The sequence below is a fragment of the Sinorhizobium terangae genome (assembly GCF_009601505.1).
GTDB lineage: Bacteria > Pseudomonadota > Alphaproteobacteria > Rhizobiales > Rhizobiaceae > Sinorhizobium > Sinorhizobium terangae.
In genome coordinates, this window is sequence record NZ_WITC01000126.1 from 79557 (window position 1) to 100123 (window position 20567).

Annotated in this window: 17 protein-coding genes; 6 read left to right on the plus strand and 11 right to left on the minus strand. The window is 57.8% G+C overall.

The genetic code is table 11. The features are described from left to right. Nucleotides 1-82 precede the first annotated feature (82 nt). The 7 genes from GHK62_RS30490 to GHK62_RS30520 are packed head-to-tail and all read right to left on the minus strand — an operon-like array spanning nucleotide 83 to nucleotide 6090. A complete protein-coding gene (locus tag GHK62_RS30490; protein ID WP_153442665.1) occupies nucleotides 83-868 on the minus strand; it encodes an ABC transporter permease in 786 nt (261 codons plus the stop codon). Then, nucleotides 868-1626, minus strand: a complete 759-nt coding sequence (locus tag GHK62_RS30495) for an ABC transporter permease (RefSeq protein WP_153442666.1) — start codon at nucleotides 1624-1626, stop codon at nucleotides 868-870. Before GHK62_RS30495 ends, GHK62_RS30490 begins: the two co-directional genes overlap by 1 nt. Before the next feature lie 9 nt (nucleotides 1627-1635). Next, nucleotides 1636-2427 carry a transporter substrate-binding domain-containing protein gene (locus tag GHK62_RS30500; RefSeq protein ID WP_153442667.1) on the minus strand — a complete coding sequence of 264 codons (792 nt, stop codon included), beginning with the start codon at nucleotides 2425-2427 and terminating at the stop codon, nucleotides 1636-1638. A gap of 36 nt (nucleotides 2428-2463) precedes the next feature. Continuing rightward, nucleotides 2464-3273 (minus strand): ABC transporter ATP-binding protein, encoded by an 810-nt coding sequence (locus tag GHK62_RS30505; protein WP_153442714.1) that lies wholly within the window; start codon nucleotides 3271-3273, stop codon nucleotides 2464-2466. Between the two features lies 1 nt (nucleotide 3274). Then, nucleotides 3275-4531, minus strand: coding sequence for an NAD(P)/FAD-dependent oxidoreductase (locus GHK62_RS30510; RefSeq protein WP_167528404.1), 1257 nt, complete (start codon nucleotides 4529-4531; stop codon nucleotides 3275-3277). Nucleotides 4532-4578: 47 nt separating this feature from the next. Continuing rightward, nucleotides 4579-5250, minus strand: a complete 672-nt coding sequence (locus GHK62_RS30515; RefSeq protein WP_153442670.1) for an RraA family protein — start codon at nucleotides 5248-5250, stop codon at nucleotides 4579-4581. Between the two features lie 15 nt (nucleotides 5251-5265). Then, nucleotides 5266-6090, minus strand: coding sequence for a carbon-nitrogen hydrolase family protein (locus GHK62_RS30520; protein ID WP_184108919.1), 825 nt, complete (start codon nucleotides 6088-6090; stop codon nucleotides 5266-5268). A gap of 154 nt (nucleotides 6091-6244) precedes the next feature. Between GHK62_RS30520 and GHK62_RS30525 the strand changes: the two genes are divergently transcribed. Next, the gene (locus GHK62_RS30525; protein ID WP_153442672.1) at nucleotides 6245-7570 is read left to right on the plus strand and encodes an aminotransferase-like domain-containing protein; all 1326 of its coding nucleotides are present in this window, start codon (nucleotides 6245-6247) and stop codon (nucleotides 7568-7570) included. A 219-nt stretch (nucleotides 7571-7789) separates the two neighbouring features. Here the strand turns inward: GHK62_RS30525 and GHK62_RS30530 are convergent, their stop codons facing one another. The 4 genes from GHK62_RS30530 to GHK62_RS30545 form a co-directional block, all read right to left on the minus strand. Then, nucleotides 7790-9280, minus strand: coding sequence for an aldehyde dehydrogenase family protein (locus tag GHK62_RS30530; RefSeq protein WP_153442717.1), 1491 nt, complete (start codon nucleotides 9278-9280; stop codon nucleotides 7790-7792). A 146-nt stretch (nucleotides 9281-9426) separates the two neighbouring features. Further along, entirely contained in the window at nucleotides 9427-10821 is a 1395-nt protein-coding gene (locus GHK62_RS30535; RefSeq protein ID WP_153442674.1) for a CapA family protein, read from the minus strand. A 109-nt stretch (nucleotides 10822-10930) separates the two neighbouring features. After that, complete coding sequence (locus GHK62_RS30540) at nucleotides 10931-11908, minus strand: substrate-binding domain-containing protein (protein WP_153442675.1); 978 nt, start codon at nucleotides 11906-11908, stop codon at nucleotides 10931-10933. A 243-nt stretch (nucleotides 11909-12151) separates the two neighbouring features. Next, nucleotides 12152-13168 (minus strand): D-alanine--D-alanine ligase family protein, encoded by a 1017-nt coding sequence (locus GHK62_RS30545; protein WP_153442677.1) that lies wholly within the window; start codon nucleotides 13166-13168, stop codon nucleotides 12152-12154. Between the two features lie 1411 nt (nucleotides 13169-14579). Between GHK62_RS30545 and GHK62_RS30550 the strand changes: the two genes are divergently transcribed. The 5 genes from GHK62_RS30550 to GHK62_RS30570 all read left to right on the plus strand — a co-directional run bounded on the left by GHK62_RS30550 (nucleotide 14580) and on the right by GHK62_RS30570 (nucleotide 20488). Next, nucleotides 14580-14993: a ParB N-terminal domain-containing protein gene (locus GHK62_RS30550; protein WP_153442679.1), complete on the plus strand. Its 414-nt coding sequence runs from the start codon at nucleotides 14580-14582 to the stop codon at nucleotides 14991-14993. Between the two features lie 10 nt (nucleotides 14994-15003). Continuing rightward, nucleotides 15004-16368, plus strand: coding sequence for a type III PLP-dependent enzyme domain-containing protein (locus tag GHK62_RS30555; RefSeq protein ID WP_153442681.1), 1365 nt, complete (start codon nucleotides 15004-15006; stop codon nucleotides 16366-16368). Next, entirely contained in the window at nucleotides 16355-17359 is a 1005-nt protein-coding gene (locus GHK62_RS30560; RefSeq protein ID WP_153442684.1) for a PLP-dependent cysteine synthase family protein, read from the plus strand. Before GHK62_RS30555 ends, GHK62_RS30560 begins: the two co-directional genes overlap by 14 nt. 308 nt (nucleotides 17360-17667) lie before the next feature. After that, a complete protein-coding gene (locus GHK62_RS30565) occupies nucleotides 17668-18549 on the plus strand; it encodes a 50S ribosomal protein L11 methyltransferase (RefSeq protein WP_153442686.1) in 882 nt (293 codons plus the stop codon). A gap of 682 nt (nucleotides 18550-19231) precedes the next feature. Then, a complete protein-coding gene (locus GHK62_RS30570; RefSeq protein WP_153442688.1) occupies nucleotides 19232-20488 on the plus strand; it encodes an ATP-grasp domain-containing protein in 1257 nt (418 codons plus the stop codon). Nucleotides 20489-20567 lie beyond the last annotated feature (79 nt).

Genomic DNA, 20567 nt, shown 5'->3' on the forward strand with positions numbered 1-20567 from the left:
AGTCCCGCCGCGGGCGGCGCAGTTTCCTGCCAGCCCGCCATTGGCTCAGTGGGCGTCTTGAAGCGGATGCAGCGCTCATGCGTCACGCGATCCTGACGGGTATGCGCCTTTCCAAGCGATTGAAAAGGAAGGCAATGAGCCCGGCCATCGCCATGTAGACGAGCGCCAAAAGCAGCAGCGGCTCGTACGTCAGGAAGGTGTCCTGTCGCACCTGGCTCGAAACGGCGTAAATATCGATCACCGTCACCGTCGCAACGAGCGGCGTGCTTTTGAGCAGCAGCACCGCTTCGCCACCAAGCGTCGGCAGCACCCGACGTACGGCGAGCGGCAACCAGATCCGGCGCAAGGTCGTAAGACGCGGCATGCCGTACGCTCGAGCAGCCTCGAGTTGCCCATGATCAACGCCGCAGAACGCACCGCGCATCACCTCGCCGCCATAGCCTGCCGCGCTGAGCGTCAGCGACAGTAAGGCATAGGGCCACGCCTCACGTAGGTAGGGCCAGAGAACAGAGCCGCGCAGCCAAGGGTATGTGGGAAACAGAGAACCAAGACCATAATATAGCATCCAGAGCTGCAGGAGGAGTGGCGTACCTCGAATGACTGAGCAGAACCCCTTGGCCGGGGTCGCCAGATACCAGGGTCCAGCCGCCTGGGCGAGACCCAACCAGAGAGCGAGAAACAATCCAAGGATCCAGGACATGAATAGAATCCAGGTGGTGTTCCACAGTCCCTGAAGGATCAGCCCGTTGTTCCAGTAAGTCGAAATCCAGTCCCAGCGCATGGAGAATGCGCACCAGGCAACGACAGCAAGGCCAAGGGCGGCCATGATCAGGCGGTGAGGCCGAACCAATCGACGGACGATACTCATCACAATGTACCTCCGCTGGCGACGGCCGGCTGGCCTTTGCGGGCCCATCGCTCGATCCAACCGAAGATGCGGCCCGACACGAACGAGACGATGAGATAGAGGAGGCCTGCGGCGATGTAGAAGCTGAAATAGGATTTCGTCGATCCGGCCGCCTGTTTGGTCATCAGCGTCAGTTCGCCGAAGCCAATGACCGCAAGAAGCGCGGTATCCTTAGTAGCGGCGAGCCAAAGATTGGACAAGCCAGGTATTGCGTTGCCCAGCATAAGCGGCAAGGTGACGCGCCGCGCCAGCAAGAGCGGTGGCATGCCATAGGCGCGGCCGGCCTCGATCTGTCCTACAGGCACCGCGAGAATGGCGCCACGCAGGACCTCGGTCATATAGGCGCCGAGCACAACACCGAGGACCATGATGCCCACCGGCATTTGCGGCAGAGCGACGCGTTCAAAGCCAAACTGCAGCAATACGCCGTTCAACGCCGCCGGGCCGGCGTAGTAGAGGATGAGGATGAGGACGAGCTCCGGCACGGCACGTACAATAGTCGTATACAGCGCAAGGACGTCGCGAACGACCTCGTTGCCATAGAGCTTGCCATAGGCCCCAAGCACTCCGATGATAAGCCCCACGGTATAGGCGCCCGCTGCTATCTCCATCGAGCGCAACAGGCCCACCAGGAGGTTCCCCCCCCATCCGGGGGGAGAGAAGGCGAACATACCGAGCAGGCCGTCAGGCTCAAAGACCTGGCTCAATATTTCCAGCATGCCAGTGCCTCAGTTTCCGTAGATATCGAAGTCGAAGTACTTCTTGGTGATCTTGTCGTAGGTGCCGTTGGCGCGAACATTGGCGATCGCCTTGTTGAACTTCTCTTTTAACGCGTCATCGCCTTTACGAAGACCAACCGAGGACCCGTATCCGAAGATCTCATTGTCGATCTTAACCTGGTCCTTGACTTCGCAGCATGCACCGCTTGGTGATTTAAGAAAGGACGCCGATACGATCTGGCCGTCGATCGTGGCATCGATGCGCCCCGCCGCCAAATCTTGGTAAACCTCATCCTGGGTCTGATAGGTTTTTACGGTTGATTTCGGGAAGTACTTTTCCACGTAGCGCTGGTAGTTTGTCGCGGTTTGCACACCGATGATCTTATCCGCCAGGCTGTCGGCCGTTGCCTTCAGATCCGCGCCCTTTGGCCCGAGAATGACAACCGGACCAAAATAATACTTGTCGGAGAAGTCGATGGTTTTCGCACGCTCCTTCGTATGGCTCATGGATGACATGATGGCATCGATCTGGCCGGACGTGAGCGCAGGGATGAGGCCATCCCAGGCAACTGGAACGATCTGGCAGTCCATCTTCTGGTCTTCACACAGGGCATGCATGAAGTCGATTTCCCAGCCCGACCAATTGCCCGAGGCATCGGGAGTGCTGAACGGCGGATAGGGTTCTGCGGCTACTCCGATCTTGACAGTTTCCGCACTCGCTGCACTGGCAAACGCGAGCGGCGAGACCAAAGCGCCCACAAGGCCTGCTGCGGCCATGATGGTTTTCAGAACGTTTTTCATGTCATTCCCCTTTTGTTGGATTGATGTTTCCGAACGCTAGCTCACACTACTGATGAACTGTTTGAGCCGCTCCGATTTCGGAGAGCCGAAGAGCGCGTCCGGCGGCCCTTCTTCTTCCACTTGTCCGCCGTGGAGGAAGACCACATGGGTGGCTACCTCGCGGGCGAATTTCATTTCATGGGTGACCAGGATCATGGTGCGCCCTTCCTGCGCGAGATCCCTGATGACGTTCAACACCTCACCGACGAGCTCTGGATCTAGGGCAGAGGTGGGTTCGTCAAAGAGCATGACGCGCGGCTGAACCGCCAGCGCGCGCGCAATGGCGCCGCGTTGTTGCTGCCCCCCGGACAGAAACGCCGGGTAGACATCCCTCTTCTCCAGAAGCCCTACTCTCGAAAGAAGGCTGTCGGCACGGGTGATTGCTTCATCGCGCCTGACGCCAAGGACGTGGATCGGCACTTCGATCACGTTCTCGATCAAAGTCATGTGGCTCCAGAGGTTGAAGCTCTGGAAGACCATCCCCAACCTGGAGCGTATGCGTTCGATCTGCCGGCGATCGGCGGGGACGCTGCCGCCTCGGCCGTCCGGCTTCAGGCGAATCTCTTCGCCATTGACCCGGATAATGCCGCTTGTCGGATTCTCCAGACAGTTGATGCAGCGAAGCATCGTGGATTTGCCAGAGCCGCTACCACCGATGACCGCGACAACATCTCCGTCACGCGCAGACAGCGACACGCCCTTCAGGACTTCAAGGCTGCCAAATCTCTTGTGCAGGTCCTCGACATGGAGGGCCTCCGCGGCCTCATCGCTCACGCTTTCCCTGGCGTTTAACATGGCCGTGTTCATCTCAAGCATGTTCGCGTTCCTTGGCTCGGAACCCCTTCGAGAATCTCTTAGGAGAGAATGGCGTCAGGTCATGGCCGACCGGATTACCTCTGACGAGGTCGGCCATGACGCGACCGATCACGGGACCGAGCCCGAACCCATGACCCGAAAACCCTGCGGCCATGAACAGCCCGGCATATCCTGGAACCTCGCCGAGGACCGGCAACTCGTCTGGCATGTAGTCAATGAACCCGCCCCATGCGCGCTCAAGCGTGATCGGGCCCGCCTCTGGATACTCTCGGGCGAATAGTGCGGCGGCTTGCTTCAGCACCTTCCATTCAGGTCGGGGGTCGAGAGTTCGATGGGTGGTGAAGTCGCTAAACTCCCCCATGAGGCTGCGGACCGCATGCCTACCAATACTGAACCGAAAGCTTCCCCAGTGATCCTTGGCCACCGGCAGGAACTTGGCGCCGTAACGGAAGCTGTCGGGCACAGTAAGATCATGAAAAGCAACGCTCGCCGCAGCGATGTTCACGCGACCATCCGAACGCTGCCTGTAAGAGGTTTTGCCCCAGGCAAGCAGCTTGCGAAGCTCGATCGGCAATACGTTGGTGCGTACGACATTGCCGCGGATCCACAGCGACGGATGTGACACTCCAAGTGGCTTAAGGAGCCTGCTGGTCCAAGCCCCGCTGGTCACCAGAATGGTGTTGGCCCTTATACGCCCCTGCTCCGTCCAAAGCGCACAGGCGTTGCCATTCTGGGTCTCGATCGACGAAACACTGGTGAGCTCAAGGATTTCTGCGCCTTTCAACACAGCCGCGCGCGCGAAGGCACAAGTGACCTTCTCCGGCTCTGCACAGCCGTCTGATGGCGTAAATAGTGCACCCGTGCATTCTGGGTCGCGGTAATGGGGCAACAGGTCATGCACTTCCTTCGAGGTCAACATCGTCGTGTCGAGCCCGAATTCACGAGCAACAGGAAGCCATTGCTCATATCGGGAACCGGTCTGTTCGTCATATACGAGTGCGATATGGCCCTGATGGTTCCAGTCTAGGCTCGTGCCGAGTTCTTCTTCGAGCCCCGTCCATAGCCGGACTGATTCGATCATCATCGGCAATTCCGCTCGATCGCGCTGCTGCTGCCGAACGGCACCCCAATTCCTGCTCGATTGTTCGCCGCCGACGCGGCCCTTTTCGAATAATCCGACGCTCACGCCGGCTTTCGCGAGGTAATAGGCCGTCGCGGCCCCCATGATTCCTCCGCCGACGATCGCCACGTCATAGGTCCGCTCACCTGAGCGCGTTGCCACAGGATTTGTTGTCATCACAGCCTCATTCCGGCCAATCTCGCCGCGATCTTGGCGCTTGCGCCCGAAAGTTCGCCGAGTCTCTGTCGTCTGAGTTTGGCCACATCGTGCCTTTCGGCTTCCTGCATTGCGATGGCCTTCTCTGCGACGGCCCGTACTTCCTCTCGCGGGATCACGAGAACCCCACTTTCATCGGCGAGAATTGCATCACCCGGCATGACAACGGCACCGCCGCAGGAAACCGGGATGTTCATGCCGCCACCGATGTCATAGAGGCGGGTCGTGATCGGCGAGAGACCGCGGGACCAGACCGGAAAGTCCAATTCTTCAATTTCGCTCGCGTCAGTGCACGGTCCATCAACAATGCCCGCTACCGCGCCAGCGGCCTTCACGCCAACCGTGACCCCTCCGCCCCAGCAGGCGTATTTGTCGTCTCCGAGGCGATCGACGACCACGATGTCGCCCGGGCGTAGCATGCCGGCGGCATGGTGAAGCAAAGTTGAATCCGGGCCTGCAATGCCGACGGTCACCGCCGTCCCGACGACGCGGCGCCTAGGCAAAAGCGGCTGAATGGCTCGGTCCATGAAGCCGAACAAGCGCCAATGCCCAACGGTTGCCGTCTCGACTTCAATCAGCAGATCAAGCTCCTCCTTCGGCACCGGATCAGGCATATCCTTGATGACGTACATGCGCGCCTCCCCTCCTCACGCGCAGGTCAGACGGCGATGCTGCGTCATCGGAATGAGACCGCGCACCCTTCGAATTTGCGCGGCGTCGATCCTGGCGGTTACAAAGCCGACCCCATCGGACGCCCTTGCAACTGTGTGGCCCCATGGGTCGCAGACCAGCGAATGGCCATAGAAGTGGTACTTCTCGTTTCCCTCGGTCGACACGCCGGTTGAGCCACAGGCGACGAAATACGTCTGTGTCTCGATTGCCCGGGCGCGGGCGAGAACTTCCCAGTGATCCTTTCCGGTCTGAAGGGTAAAGGCGGCAGGCAGGACAATGACGTCGCAGCCGGCCCTCTGCAGCTGAAGGAAGAGTTCGAAGAAGCGGATGTCGTAGCAGATTGCGCAGCCGACCTTGAGGCCATCGATGTCATAAGTGACGATATCCTGCCCTGGCTTTACAGTTTCTGACTCCTTGTGCGCCGTGCCGTCCGGCGCGATGATGTCGAAGAGGTGGATTTTTCGGTAAGCCGCGACCTCGCGGCCTTCGCGGTCGAACACGAAGCTCGTGTTGTAGACTCGATTTTCTCCCTCGACCTTCTCGATGATGGTGCCGGCATGGACGTAGACGCCATGCTCCTTCGCGAATTCCTGGGCCATCTGGTAGGCGGGACCGCCGGAAGTGGGCTCGGCCATCGCCAGCTTCTCTTCGACGTTCTTTCCGTACCAGGCGAAGTATTCTGGCAGGACGATGAGATCCGGCCTGTCGGATTTGACGGCGGAGAGCATCAGTTCGCGCGTCACCCGCAGGTTCTCGTCGCGATCTTTTTGCGGACTCGTTTGAATCAGGCTTATCTTCACAATGCTCTCCTGCTCATATTCCTGGCGCGAGTATGACCGCTAGTCCCGCCGACCGCTCTCGCCTCGAATGCCTTTGACTTGCTCCAGATTAAATGTTGAAATCTAAATGTACAAACGTTATTACGTTATTGAACATTTAAAGCGATGGGGGAACATGAGCGACAAATTTGAAGCCAGTTGGTTTGCCGGAAAGATCACCGACAGGACAATTCGCGGCATTGCACTGGAGACCAGTGCCCTGATCAGGGCCGGCATCTTGCCCGTCGGAGCCCGACTGCCTGCGATCCGCGATCTTGCCTACGAGCTCAAGGTGAGCCCGGCGACGATATCGGAGGCCTGGAGCGAACTTCGCCGCCAGAAGATCATCACCGGTAGGGGGCGGAACGGCACCTGGGTCAGCGGAGATCGTTTCGTAGCGAAGCCGGAGCGGCTGGCCAGTTCGGGAAATTATGCACCGGGAGCACTGGATCTGACCGGAGCCGTGCCGGACGTGTCCCTTTTGCCTCCGCTGGCAGACGCTCTGGTGCATGGAGCCTCCGCCGAGGATCTCAACAGCTATGAGCGGAGCCGTATCATTCCGGAGTTGCGCCAAGCCGCGATGCGGCGCTGGCCCTACGAGCCCGAGGCGATGCTTGCCACCAACGGCGGCTACAACGCCGTCTACATAACGGTGCGCGCGCTCGTTCTTCCCGGCTCGACCGTGGCGATCGAACATCCGACCGCGATGCGTCTGCTCGATATTCTCGAAGATCTTGGCGTAAAGATCGTGCCGGTCCTGTGCGATGAAGACGGACCGCTGCCAGATTCACTCGACGAGGCGATGAAGGAACGTCCGAGCGCATTCATTTTCGAGCCCCGTCTGCATTCGGTGACGGGGCGGACGGTTAGCGCCGAGCGGCTGGATCTGCTGGGGGATGTCTTGGAGAAGAGAGACACACTGATTATTGAGGACGACGGTATTGGCGACATCTCGGATGCCGAGCCGAGATCACTGGGCAGCCGCTTCCCAGACCGGACGGTGCATATTCTCTCCTATTCCAAAACGCTTGGACCCGACCTTAGGCTTGCCGTCCTTTCGAGTTCGTCTTCCATAATCGATCAGCTCCAGTCTTATCGGGCATTCAGCGCCGGGTGGACCAGCCGGCTGCTGCAAGGTGCGGTTGCCTGGCTTCTAAAGCAGCCTTCGACCTTTGAGACGATCTCGAAAGCGCGCGCGATCTACAATGCGCGGCGCGATGCGCTCGCCGCCGCCCTCCGGTCGCGCGGAATTGAGATCCATGGCGGCCACGGGCTCTGCCTCTGGGTACCGGTCGATTCCGAGTCGTTCGCCATGGTGACGCTTGCGGCGCGCAATATTGCGGTTAATCCTGGTGAGAAATACTCGATCTTGCCAAGCAGCCATATCCGCGTCGCGACGTCGATGCTCGCCGACAGGTACGACGAAGTCGCCGATGCGATAGCTTTGGCGCACGCAGTGTGAACCATCCGTGGCGCTATTGGCAGGCTACGGCGCGACAAGCTTGGCCTTCGCATACCTGATGATCGATGCCTCTAGCAAAATCCAGAGACTCGCCCGGAGCCCATTACCGACCCACATTTGAACAAGCGCACCGCCAAGCCCGAGGGCAGCGCATCTTAGCTTGCCCTCGAACTGCAACAATTGGTGAAGCGCGCGACAAGCGCTCAAGCGACAGTGGGGTCAATGAAGTCCCCCGATGTAGACGCTCTTCTGGTATAGGAACGCGTCGACATGCTGGGGGCCACCCTTCCAGCCATATCCGCTCGCCTTGACTCCGCCGAAACCAACCGACGGATCGATAGCCCCGTAGTTGTTGACCCAGATCGTTCCTGCTCGGATTCCCTGAACCATTCGCATCGCCTTTCCGATGTCTTGCGTCCATACGCCGCCCCCCAACCCATAAGGAGTTTCATTCGCGAGCTTGAGTGCCTCGGCTTCGGTGTCGAATGGAATAATCGAGACCACAGGCCCGAAAATCTCTTCTCGCGCAATCCGCATGTCATTGTGGACGCTCGAGAAGACGGTCGGGTTGAGAAAGGCTCCGGCCTCCAGAGCGCCTCCCGGCTTCGTACCGCCAGCAACCAATCGAGCCCCTTCTTCTCGGCCGGCATCGATATATCCCATTACGCTCGCCAATTGCTTGTCGGAAATGAGAGGCCCGAGTGCGACGTCGGGCTCAAGCCCGTTTCCGAGTTTCAGAGTCCGCGCGAAGTTCGCAATCCGCTCTTCGAACTCGGGAAGTATGCTGGACTGCACGAACAGTCGCGTACCAGCATAACAAACCTGTCCGCTGTTCGCGAACACCGCCATGGCCGCGCCCGGAATCGCCCGGTCCAAGTCCGCATCGGCGAAGACGATGTCCGGGGACTTGCCGCCGAGCTCCAGCTGGAGTCTTTTGATGTTGGTGGCGGATGCCTTGATTATCGAGCGGCCGGTTTCCGTCGATCCGGTGAAGGCAATTCTATCCACGTCCTGATGCTCGGCCAGCATCGCGCCGGACTTGGATCCGCGACCGGTCACGACGTTGATGACGCCTTTCGGGACCCCAGCTTCGGTCATGAGCTCGGCCATTCTCAACACGCTCAGTGAGGCCTCCGCCGCCGGCTTTAGAACAACCGTGCATCCTGTAGCCAGCGCCGGCGCTAGAACCCAGAGCTGCCCGATCAAGGGTCCGTTCCATGGAAGGATGCCTCCCACCACGCCGACAGGAGCTCGAAGGGTCATGGTCATCAGCCCGCCTGGCAGGGAGGTGGGCAGGGTCTGCCCGCCGGTGTTGGCAGTTTGAGTTGCGAAAAAGCGCAGGCATCGATCAATATAGTTCCAGAACGATCGGGTCCGAGACAAGGGTGCTCCCATGTCGACCGTCTCAATGATCGCCAGTTCTTCGAAATGCTTTTCAATGACGCCGAGGACCTTCATGATCAGGGCGTGGCGGTCGTTGGGAGTAAACCGGGACCACTCACCTTCGAAGGCTCGCCGGGCGGCCGCGACTGCCACGTCAACGTCTTCCTTCGAGGCATCGGGAAGGGTAGCGATCACCTCGCCGGTCGCAGGATTTCGGGTTTCGATACGTCCGTCGGACTGCGAATTGCGCCAGGCTCCATCTATGAAGAGCGACTTTTCGCGAGTCTGGAGAAACGCGGGAAGCTCAGGTAGGGCCGTTTGGTTCATATCGGTTTCACCTCGAATATTCGCGGCTCGCACGATCGCTGCTGCAAGTTCCGCGGGACTGTTTGTGTCGGACCTCAGTTCGGCTTCATCTGTCATCGGAGGAAACAGTAGATCTGCGGTCGGTCCTCTAGCGTTTTCACGCACAGCTAGCCTCGTGCGGATCGTCCTGCTGCGTCCGGCCGCAACCTGATAATCCCCACATCATTCTCGACGGTTATCTCGGTGCCAAACGGCACGGAAAGCCTTTGCAGACGTTTCAGAATGGCTTGTGCCTTGGGCGCCGGCGCCGGACGGGGCACACCGCGATTTGCAAACCTTGCGGAGTAGCCGAGCTCAACCGGATAGATACGCAATTCGGAGAGTTGATTGTCCTCGAAGCGACTGACCGCGATGATGCTCTCATAGTAAACCGGGTCAGTGAACCCTCCATCGGACTCAAAGCCTTTCACCATCACGTCAACGATCAGGTCGGCATCTGTGCTGGTCCGCGGGTCCTTGCCATAGGCCGCAAACATCTCGGCTCCGATCGGAGTCTGCAGATTATCAAACATGAAGTTGCCCAGGCTATAAAAGATCGGCCGGCCCTTGTAGATCTCGATCCCGCGCAACTGATGCGGTCCATGCCCGATATAGGCATCAGCCCCGGCATCAATCAGTCCGCGAGCGAACTCTTGCTCGTAGTCCGGCGGCTCCTGGCACCAGTTTCCGGCTCCATGACCGTGATGGGCAACCATGCAGAAGTCGGATAGCAGCTTGCCGCGACGAACATTACGGAGGATGTCCTCGACATGCCGCCGGTCGGGCTGGAGGCTGTAACCGACCTTCTCGCCCTCTCTGAATGTTGTTCCGCCGAGCACGATCTTTTCGGAGTCCTCGCCGCCCTGCCTGAAGCCGGGCAACGCATCTCGTATCCGCCTCAGGCTTTCCATCATCTCTGGCGGGACCGTGATGCTCGACTTCACAGGCAGTGGATTGAGCCCGGGTCGTCCTGGCGCCTCACCGGCAGGATCGCACGCGGGAGACATCGGCTGAAACGTTGACGAAAACGACAGCAGCGCCGCACGGCCTCGCTCGGTCTCGACAAAGCGCGCGGCGCTGGCTTGAGCGAGGTTCTCACCGACACCAGCGTGAATGATCCCGCTCTGATCAAGCACTCGGCTCGTCTCACGCATGCCCTCGACGCCCCAATCAAGGGCATGGTTGTTCGCGCGACTCACGATGTTGAATCCCATCGCCCTCAGGTCGGGTCCAAGCTCCGGAACGCTGATGACGTAGTCACCGCTCGCCTGGGGGCTTCCCGTGAAGGACCGCATGTCGAAAATGTTGGTTTCGACATTGCCACACGTGACATCCGCATCACGAAGGATCTTGATGATATCATCGAAGCCAGGATGTGTACCCTTCGTCAGCGGCCGGGACGTAAGGAGGTCGCCCACCGCGACCATCGTGAACCCGTCCACCACGTTCGTTTCAACCGAACCAACAGCGTCATAGCCCTCGGCGGACTGGCTCGCAATTGTCTCATTCGAATAGTTGCCCATTCTAGCTCCCACTTCTTCGCGGCCAGTCATCGCACTGGCCTTAGTTTCCCTTGAGCCCGGGGAGCGCTACACGGAATCGCCCCCGACCTCGGCTGCGCACACACACCTGTCAATGCGCCAGAGGTCTTCGACCCGTTGCGTGCATGGGGAATAGTTCGGTCGGCGTCAGGATGCGTGGCAGGATTTTCTGCTCGTAGAGTTCGAAGGCGAAATCGGTCATCATCTTTTCGTTCTGTTGAAAGCCGCTTGCATTCCATGAAGGCGGCAGGTCAGCCGCGCAACGCGCAAGCTCATCAATAATCCATGGCGTCGTGTCGGCATACTTCTCACGCTTCTCAAGCCAGAGGCGGTGCGACTCGTCGATCAATTCGCCAAGCTCGTCGATGACCCACGGATTTTCTCTGACAAAGGCGGCTTTTATCCCGATCAGGTGCATGCCCGGCACGTAGCCGACCTCCTGGAAATAGGCGACTTCGGCTGTGCGAGAATCCTCGAGCACGCGACGGAATGAGGAATTCTGGTCGAAGAACCCCTTCGGCATGAAGGGCGTCAAGACCGCATCAAGGCCGCCTTCAAGCAGCAGATCGACCATCGGGCGTTCATCCGGCGCGGCTTCAATGCGCCCCGGTCGCCCAAACCCATCCAGCCGATCGGTGATCGGATGCGCCTCCGTCAGGCGACCGGCAAACCACGTCGCATCTTCGATTCCCACACCCTCCCGGCGCAAAGCCGCGCGTGTCCAGGTATTGCCCGAATCGCGCCAGCCGGTGAGGCCAATTTTCTTGCCAGTAAGATCTGCAAGAGCGCGGATCGGACTTTGCTTGGTAGTGATAACGCAGCGATGGCGAAAGCCCCGCATGATGAAGTTGGGCATTCCCACTACCCTATCGTCACCCTCGTGTCGGAATTGCGAATAACGGCTGAAGGAAATTTCGGCTGCATCGTGCGCTTCATCCTCTGCAAGATTGCCAACGAGCGCGCTTACTCGATCGACCGCGATATTTAGGCGAGGAGATGAGACATCTCCAACCACAAGCGGGGTCACATAATCCCAGTCACGGAGAGCGATGCGAAGCGTTACAGACATAAGCAAGACCTCAGAGAGAAGCTGAACGTGCCTGAAAAGTAAAATCGAAAATTACAAAAGACAAATGTTATTACGTTATTGAACATTTTGTTTGATGGGCTTTCCGTCAGCTGAGGTCAATTCGGCGGTTTCCCGGTGCAAGAATCTTGCATTCCTGCTGCTAGCCCCGTCCCACCGTTGATTCCGAATTAACCGACCCTTCGACGAGGGAGCGCTGTCCGCAAGCGCTTCAATGGGTTGACGTCAGCGGCTTGCGTTTTCGTCCTTTGGGATCCCGATCCCAAAGTACCGTGTGTGGGCGACATCTAGTATGCGATTTATCATATTCGAGAAGCTGTATCCGGCGGTCGTTGCGGTCAGGACATAGGTGCCGTGAGTACCAAGTCGTGGCATCGAGTTAATCTCAAGGACAAAGGGCTGGCCGAAGCGGTCGACTCGGAGGTCAACACGGGCGTAATCACGGCACGCGCAGGCATGAAAGGTCGCAACCGAAATATCCCGCACTATCTTCGCTAGCTTGCTCTCAATTTGCGCCGGGCAAATCAAGGGCAGTTCCTGGGCTTCTATGTATTTCGCTTCCCAAGTGACGAGGCGCGTTTCGCGATCTCCAAAGTCCTGCTCCAACAAAGGCAGCACCTCCGGTTCTTCGTTTCCCAACAACGCGACACAGAATTCCCGCCCCTCAATGTATTCTTCAACAAGCGCATCCTGCTGATATCGCGCCACAACCAAATCCACGGCCTCTCGCAACTGAGAGGGCTCATGCACCAGCTGCAATCCAAAGCTGCTGGATTCATGACGCGGCTTCACTACCAATGGGAATCGCAACGCGCCGATGCTATCGGTGCTGCGACGCATCACTTGAAAGTTCGGCGTCGGCACGCCGCAATCGCGGATTAGCCTCTTGGTGATGACCTTGTCGAGTGCCAGTGCATGCCCGAGCGGACTTGATCCGGTGTACGGCACACCGGCCATCTCCAGCATGGCCGGAACGTGGGTAAGGCGGCACTCGCCCTGAATTCCGTACGTCATGTTGAAGACCATCCCCGAGGGGCGGGCTTGAAGATCAGGGGGCATGAACCGCTCGAGTGTTGCGAGCAGCCCTTTGTCGGCTTCGCATAGAAGAGGCTCGTGGCCGCTTTCTTGCAGTGCCGCCACCACACATTCGACCGTGTCGCGGTCGTATGCCTCGGGACTAGACTGACCGAACCTGTTGACAACGCCCGTACGATCATCATTCCACACAACGGCTACCCGCATGAGCTACTCCTCGGATGATTGTCCCTTTGCCAGTTCATTAGCTTGTGATTGTTCGAGGGATGGGGCTCGTGTGGCCTCTGTCCCGCCGCCCCGATCAGCCAGGCACGTAGCGGGTTTGCTCCCTCCGGAGTCAGCCTGTCAATGTCGCTGAAAGATTTGCAGCGTACCTCGCCGGCTCGTCGAGGCACGATAATGAGAGCCCAGCACAGCTGCGAAGGCGCGCTAGACGCTTCGCTACCTTCAACCCGCTCGAGTTCATTCTGGCCAACGGCTCTGGCAAAAGGCGTAACTGATATACTGCGCGGCAGGGAAACAATCCAATCCGCACCGGTGCGGCGTAGAGTACGTTGTGTTCGAGCCTGCGGATCAGTGGACCGACCTGGGAGGTCGCACGCGACCTGCCCTTCCTGGTGAATCAGCGTCGCGAGCGTCTCAACACCCGCAGCCGCCAGATCGCCCCGCATCAGCGGCGGGCCATCGGCCTCCCACCCGATCTGCTGGAACGGCTCTCCGTCTACGGTTCCGGAAGCGTGCGGCACCTCTTTTCGTGCCACGAACCAATCCACAGCCAACCGCGGGGCCACCGCAGCCAGCTTTTCGCAAAGCGGCATCTCGTTACAAAGCTCGCTTCCGTCCCCCTCGTACGATACAAACATAAGCCGATGTCGGAAGTGTGAGAGCGGCGTCCGCGAAGGGCGCAGCAAAGGCTCAATGGCCGGGAACGCATTAAGTGCTCCAGCTTCTAACTCGTTGATTTCGATCGTTTGAGCACGTTTCATGTGAACCTTCGCACGGAAATCTCGTGACCGCCATAGTCATGACGGAGGCTTCGTCGGCCCCTGCAATCTGCGTGCCAAAGAACCAGACTATCTGGGCAGATGCTAAAATCCATCGCTGTCGCGCCGGACCGGCCAATACGTTGCCTCAGATATGACCCGCGTTCGAACATAAATGTCTGCAATGGGACACGGCTGAGCACCTACCACCTGACCTCGGCCCAGCGAGGATGCGCCGCTGCGCAAGCGATTTGCCCTTGATGATGATAAGTCCGGCGGCTGAACCCACGGAGGGCCAAAAAGCCGACCCTTGCCGAACGTCGAAGTTACCAGGCCTTCGGTCGGTCGTGCCTGGCAAAACTAGGCAACGTTTCTCTCCTTCTGGCAGTAGGCGAATCGGCCGCGGCCACGCCACACGCAGGCACTTCCGATGCTTGCCAGCGCGTTCGTTCAGCGGCGTTTCCGCCTTCGTCGGCGTCCACGGTAAGGTGCGCTTCCCAACGTCCTTTGTTCGACAAAGTCTGACATGCGACATCTCTAGTCGGAGCAACAGAACGTTGTTCTAAAACGCTTTTTTCGTTCGGCCCGATAAATGCTTAGGTACCGCAGACGTGTCACTAACTGAGGAGAGGCCCTTGTCCCCCGCAGAGCGCATCTCGAACTACACCATCGTAAGACTACCCGTCAGCCAACTCAGACCGACCGAAGAAATCAACATTCTACGTGCTAGGGAGCTATCCAAGGTGATCGCCGAAAAGGGACAGTGGACCCGGCCACTCTTCGTTGAACACCGCCATTTGGTGATCATGGACGGTCATCATCGCCATTTCTGCGCCAGGGAGCTCGGCTTGACCTCTGTTCCCTGCATGTTGCTTTCCTACGATGATCCAAACTTGCATGCGACCTACTGGTCCGATCCCGGGCCTGTTGATGTGGACCGCGTTATCCAGGCCGGTCTGTCCGGAGACCTTATGGGGTTTAAGACGACAAAACACAAGTTACAGGTCGCTCTGCCAGGCTGCTCAATCGATTTGGACGACCTAAGATGAGGAAGGATCAATGTTCCAGAAATACTCTGCTGACGAACCGGTGCCGCTACTCAGCGAATGGACGCTTGATTTGCTCAACAGTCGATCCGAACTTGCCGCGTGGGTAGATGGATTCGGGTCCCCGTTGCACGTAGTGTGTCCGGACCAAGCCACCAAAAATTACCTCCAATGGCTTAAGGAACTGCAACAAGTCTATTGGGATTGTCAGATCCAGTTCGCATTGAAGGCCTGCAAGTCTGCTTCGCTCCTGCGAGCATTCGCGATGGCTGGCGCTGGCGCTGACGTTTCATCCGCTCAAGAGATGACTTCGGCCTTCATGAACCTGGTTCCAGCGGCGCGCATGTCGATGACGGGCCCAGCGAAATCCAATTACGAAATCAATCTGTGTTTGCGCCATCAGGTGGCGATCCATATCGACTGCATCGAAGAGCTGAAACGCGTTCTCGCACTTGCCGACGCTGTAGGAGGTGTCGCTCGTTTGTTTCTTCGGAGCCGTCCCCTCAGCGAACCCGGCTCTCGCTTTGGAATGACTGAGGATCAACTGATAGCGTGTCTGCCGCTGCTCGAAGAGGCTAAAGTGGAGCAGATCGGTGTATCGTTTCACATCAATGACTATGAGATTCAGACGCGAGTAGAACAAATGCGCTTCTGCATCGCATTTCTACGGCGCATCAGCGCCAACGGTCTCACGCCCGGCGGAATCGACATTGGTGGTGGGTATCCTGTGCGCTACCTAGAGAGGTTCGATCCGGTTGCATACGATCGTGGCGTCCATTGGGGCAGCATAGCAAAGCCCGGCAACTATCCTTATGCTCGGGGTCTCGCTGGGGTCCATCATGCAGCTGAGGTAATCCAGACCGCTCTAGCTGACCCATCCGACCTTGACTTCCTCCACCGGCACCGGCTGCCGATCCTGCTGCAGCCTGGTCGCTCGCTTCTAGACCAGTGTGGGATCAGCGCCTTCGATGTGATCGACGTAAAGGACTTTGGAGACGGTCGCTTCGGGGTGGTGCTTGATGGTATGTCCTTTTCACTTTCCGAAACCTGGTTTGGCGCCGATTTCGTGCCTGCTCCGGCCATCCTGCGCCGAGAAGGGCGGGCGGTGCCGCAACACAATGCACGCTATTTTCTCGTCGGCCGAAGCTGTCTTGAGTCAGACGTCATCCGTTGGCGCGGCTTAACGGCCGAGGATGGCGTTGCCCCTGGTGATCTCGTCATCTTCACCAACACCGCCGGTTACCAAATGGATTCTAACGAGAGTTCATTTCACCAAATTCCCTTACCCAAAAAGGCGGCCGCCGTACGGCTCCCGTGTGGATGGAAGATTCTAGCCGACGAAACTCCTTCAAAGGAATTGCTCTATGATCGTCAATAGCATCCTTGAAACGATCGGACAGACGCCCATGCTCCACATTCCTTTACGCAGTGGGGAGGTCGACCTCTATATCAAGCTAGAAATGTTCAATCCTACTGGCTCGATGAAGGATCGGATGGCGTTGAGCATGGTCGACAGGCTACCTGCTTCGCAAAATGAGGGCGCCGTTCGCATGGTCGAATCCTCGTCGGGGAATACGGCCGGTGCGTTGGCCATGATCTCTGCCGTGCGCAGACTAGAGTTCACTGCTCTCATGGATTCCCATGCAAGTCCCGACAAGATCCTTACGGTTCGTGCATTTGGCAGCACCGTCCGCCTCGTTGGTAGTGGCGATGGCACGCTAGCAACAGACGAGCGTGACGAGGAAGCCATGCGAATGGCCACAGAAGAGGGTGCCTGCTGGACCGAACAACACAATAATCCTGCAAACGCCGCCGGCTACATTGGGTTGGCGGCTGAATTGCTAGATGATCTTGGGCCGACAATTACGCATTTTGTGTCGGCCATCGGTACGGGGGGATCACTTTGCGGGACCGCGCGTGAACTGAAGCTGCATATCCCAGAGGTCCAAGTGATTGGTGTCGAACCTGTCGGAAGTGTTATCTTCGGCGGTCAGGGCGGGTGCTACCGCCAATCGGGTACCGGAACGCCTGAAGGCGCCAACGTAGGCATGGTGATTGATTACGACGTGATCGATTGGGGTCGGAAAGTGAGCGATGAAAAGGCTTTTTCGACCTGCCACTACTTGGCGCGCCGGCACGGTTTGTTGGTGGGCGGTTCGACTGGCGGCGCGATTTACGAGGCTCTCAGCGTAGCCCGTGAAGCGCCGGTTGGCTCACGGATCGTTACCCTAGCCTGCGACAGCGGCACAAAATACCTTGACGCAATCTTCGATCAGGATTGGCTGTCGATTCACGACATCCACATACGTGACGTTGAAGCGGAATTTGCCGAGCTCGTCGAGACCCCATGGGGTTCCAGTAGCCGCTAAACTAAGTGTCGGGAAATATGGCGGAACCTGCGTTACCCCAGCAGACGGACGCTTACTTTCGTAACTGGGGAGCCCGCAGGGTTCGTCGAAGCCTTCGCGGTCTTCAACTCGATACGGGTTGCCGATCACCAGAGAGGGCGAAGGAGGCGACGGATCGGAGATGGCACACAACGGTTGGTGTGAACGTGCAGCACGCCGCTTCAGAACTGGCCAGTGTCGAGACACGAATTTGCCTGCCATCGAACATCGTTGTTTGTTCGGCCCGCGAGATCTCTGCCGCCAATCATCTACTCCTTCGGAGGACTAATATGACCGAGAAATCTGTGCGCGCTCACGCCGGTTGTGAAATTCCAAGATGGCATTTCACCATGCTACGCGATTCCGGGCGAAATGCAGCAATAGAGGCGGCGATTGCGTCATGTAATGTCGTCGGCAAGACTGTTGTTGAAATCGGCACAGGGGCTGGACTTCCAGCGATGCTTTTCGCAAAATATGGCGCAAGCAAAGTATTCACATGCGAGGTGGATGAGCGCCTTGCTGACGTGGCATGCGAGGTCATTCGGGCAAACAATCTACACGAACGGATTGTTGTTATTGCAAAATCATCGAGGCAAGCAATCTTAGATGGCGATCTGCCTTCGGCACCTGATGTTATATTCACAGAAACATTGGACTGTGGAGTCGTTGGTGAGGGATACGAAGTTATTGCTGAAGACATTCGCACTCTTGCTGGTCCTAGTACAATTGTCATGCCGGCGCGCATTCAGCAATTAGGCTTTCTTTGCACCGATAGACAAGCCTACGAAAAAAACTCAGTCTCTACCCAATGTGGTTTCGACCTATCGAGCTTAAACTTGCTTGCCGAACGTTCATATTTTGCCGTCAACAAAATGTTGCACGATCCCGAGTGTATTTCGGCAACTGTTCTTTTCAGACAATATGACTATCTCGATCCAAACGCATTAGATGCCGTAGAGCATCGAATCATAGCCCACAGTTCCGGCCTCTGCCACGGAATGGCGTCATACTTCGAGGCCTTTTTTGGCGAATTCCTCGTCACGTCGAGAGATCCGAAAAGCCATTGGGCCATTGCTTTCCATCCTTTACGAGAGCCTATGCCGGTGGAATCAGGACGGCATTACTGTCTGAGAGGCACCAAAACTGGGCTGATCGAGCTGGTTTCAATGTGAACAGACATTTCGAAGGATTCGTGTACGGCATGCCGGGCACCATGAAGGTGCTCGTTGGGCGGGAGCCGTATCGCGGCGCCCGTCATAGGGGCAGCCGGGAAGCAAGATGAGATCGCATGCATTCTTGCTCATAGACCTCAGCGCAGACGCGGATCTCAGAGAAGACCGGGCGAATGCGTCGTAATTCTGCATGGCATAAGAGATGTTCTTGCTCGTTCGGACTACTGCACTACTTCTTTAGGTTTCCGATGAGCGGCGCAGCGGTAACCCGTTCGGAGTCCAGGCCCGTTCCGGTGAGGTAAGGCAAGCTGCCCGTAGAAGGCGGCGTAGTGGTTGACCCGATTGAAGGAAACACCGCCAGACTGTCCATCACCAGGATCTTCCTATTCGGCCAGCATGGCAAGATCCGCGTTGGTCTGTTCTACGCTCTGACAGTCGGAGCCCCCCATCCCATTCCGCGTGATCAACAGGCGGTGCCTATGCGGCACCACACTTACAAAAAACTACGGCAAATCGTCGTTCCAACTGGCTAACCAAGCCTTCAAATAAGTTAACAGAATCTTCACGACCGCAAATCGGTGACAATGGTACGTTGACTGCAAAGCCTGAGGTCAGGCACGGCTGAAAAGCTGATGCCGATGCGCTCGGAGCGACGCCTTACACACAACGGAGGTCAACACCGATGGCAAGAAGAGCGTTAATCCTGGTTGGAGGCCACCGGCGTATTGGTCTGCAATACGTGAACGCTGCCCAGCGTCTTGGTCTCTGTCCAATTACCCTGTCGGCTGATCCAACTCAGTACGACTATCTTGCGGCGGAAGGCATTGAGGCAATCCGGGTTGACACAGACAATCTCGATGCGCTGATCCGCGAATGTTCCCGGCTACGCGCGACCTATGACATCGGCGGCATTACGAGCGCCGAGGAGACGGTCTATGCGACAGCTGGCAAGCTCTGCCGGCATTTCAACCTGCCGGGACCGAACCCCGAATCGATTGAACGATGCTGCGACAAATTCGCTCAACGTCAGCTCCTCGCGAAGGCCGGCGTTCCAATACCTGCTTATCGCTTGGCAGCGAATGCGACGGACGTAGGAAGCTCGGCTGCGGAAATCGGCCTGCCGGTGATTGTTAAGCCAACTGTCGGCCGCGGCGGCATGGGTGTCCGATTGTGCCGCAACCTCGATGAGGTGGCCGAACATGCGGCCTATCTGTTGGGCGGCAAGCACATATGGCGATCTTCGCCGAGGATCCTAGTTGAAGAATTCGCGCAAGGCCCCGAGTTTGCCGCTCACATAATGGGAAATGAGGTCATTGGGATTGAAGCCGGTGACTCAGGTCCTGGACCGCATTTCGTCTTTCGTGAATTCACCTATCCCGCCCCGCTGACCGATGACGAGCACGAGCGTATCGCCGACGTTTCGCTGAGCTGTTTGCAAGCTCTCGGCCTTGGCTGGGGGCCAGCGTGCATTGAATTCCGGTGGACGAAGCGTGGCCCAGTCGTCATTGAAGTCAATCCGCGTCTTGCGAGCGGGACCTGCCCTCAATTGGTTCACCTAGCTTATGGTGTCGATCTCATCACCGAGCACATCAAGCTTGTCATCGGCGACGAACAGAATTTGCGCAGAAGGCATTCGCATACTGCAGCCGCGCGGTTCCTACTTCCTGATCGCGATGGCACCCTCGATTGGATCGATGGCGACAGGCAGGCGGCTGCCGTATCAGGTGTCGCCGAGGTCAAATTGTATTTTGAACCCAAGACGCCGATCATCAGGCAAGGCGATTATCGAGATTTGATCGGACATGTCATCGCCTCTTCACCCAACCTTGCTCAGACCGAGGCGATACTTCGGCGTGCCGTCGACTTAATCAATTGGTCGATCACACCATTTCCGACCCTTGGCGAACAGGTACACTCTGCATCCCCTCACGAACATTGACAATCGAGAGCAGGAGAGAGACGGGGTTTCTAACGGGATCGTCAGCCGGACAGGATCAAGCGTAAGCGGTTAGCCTACG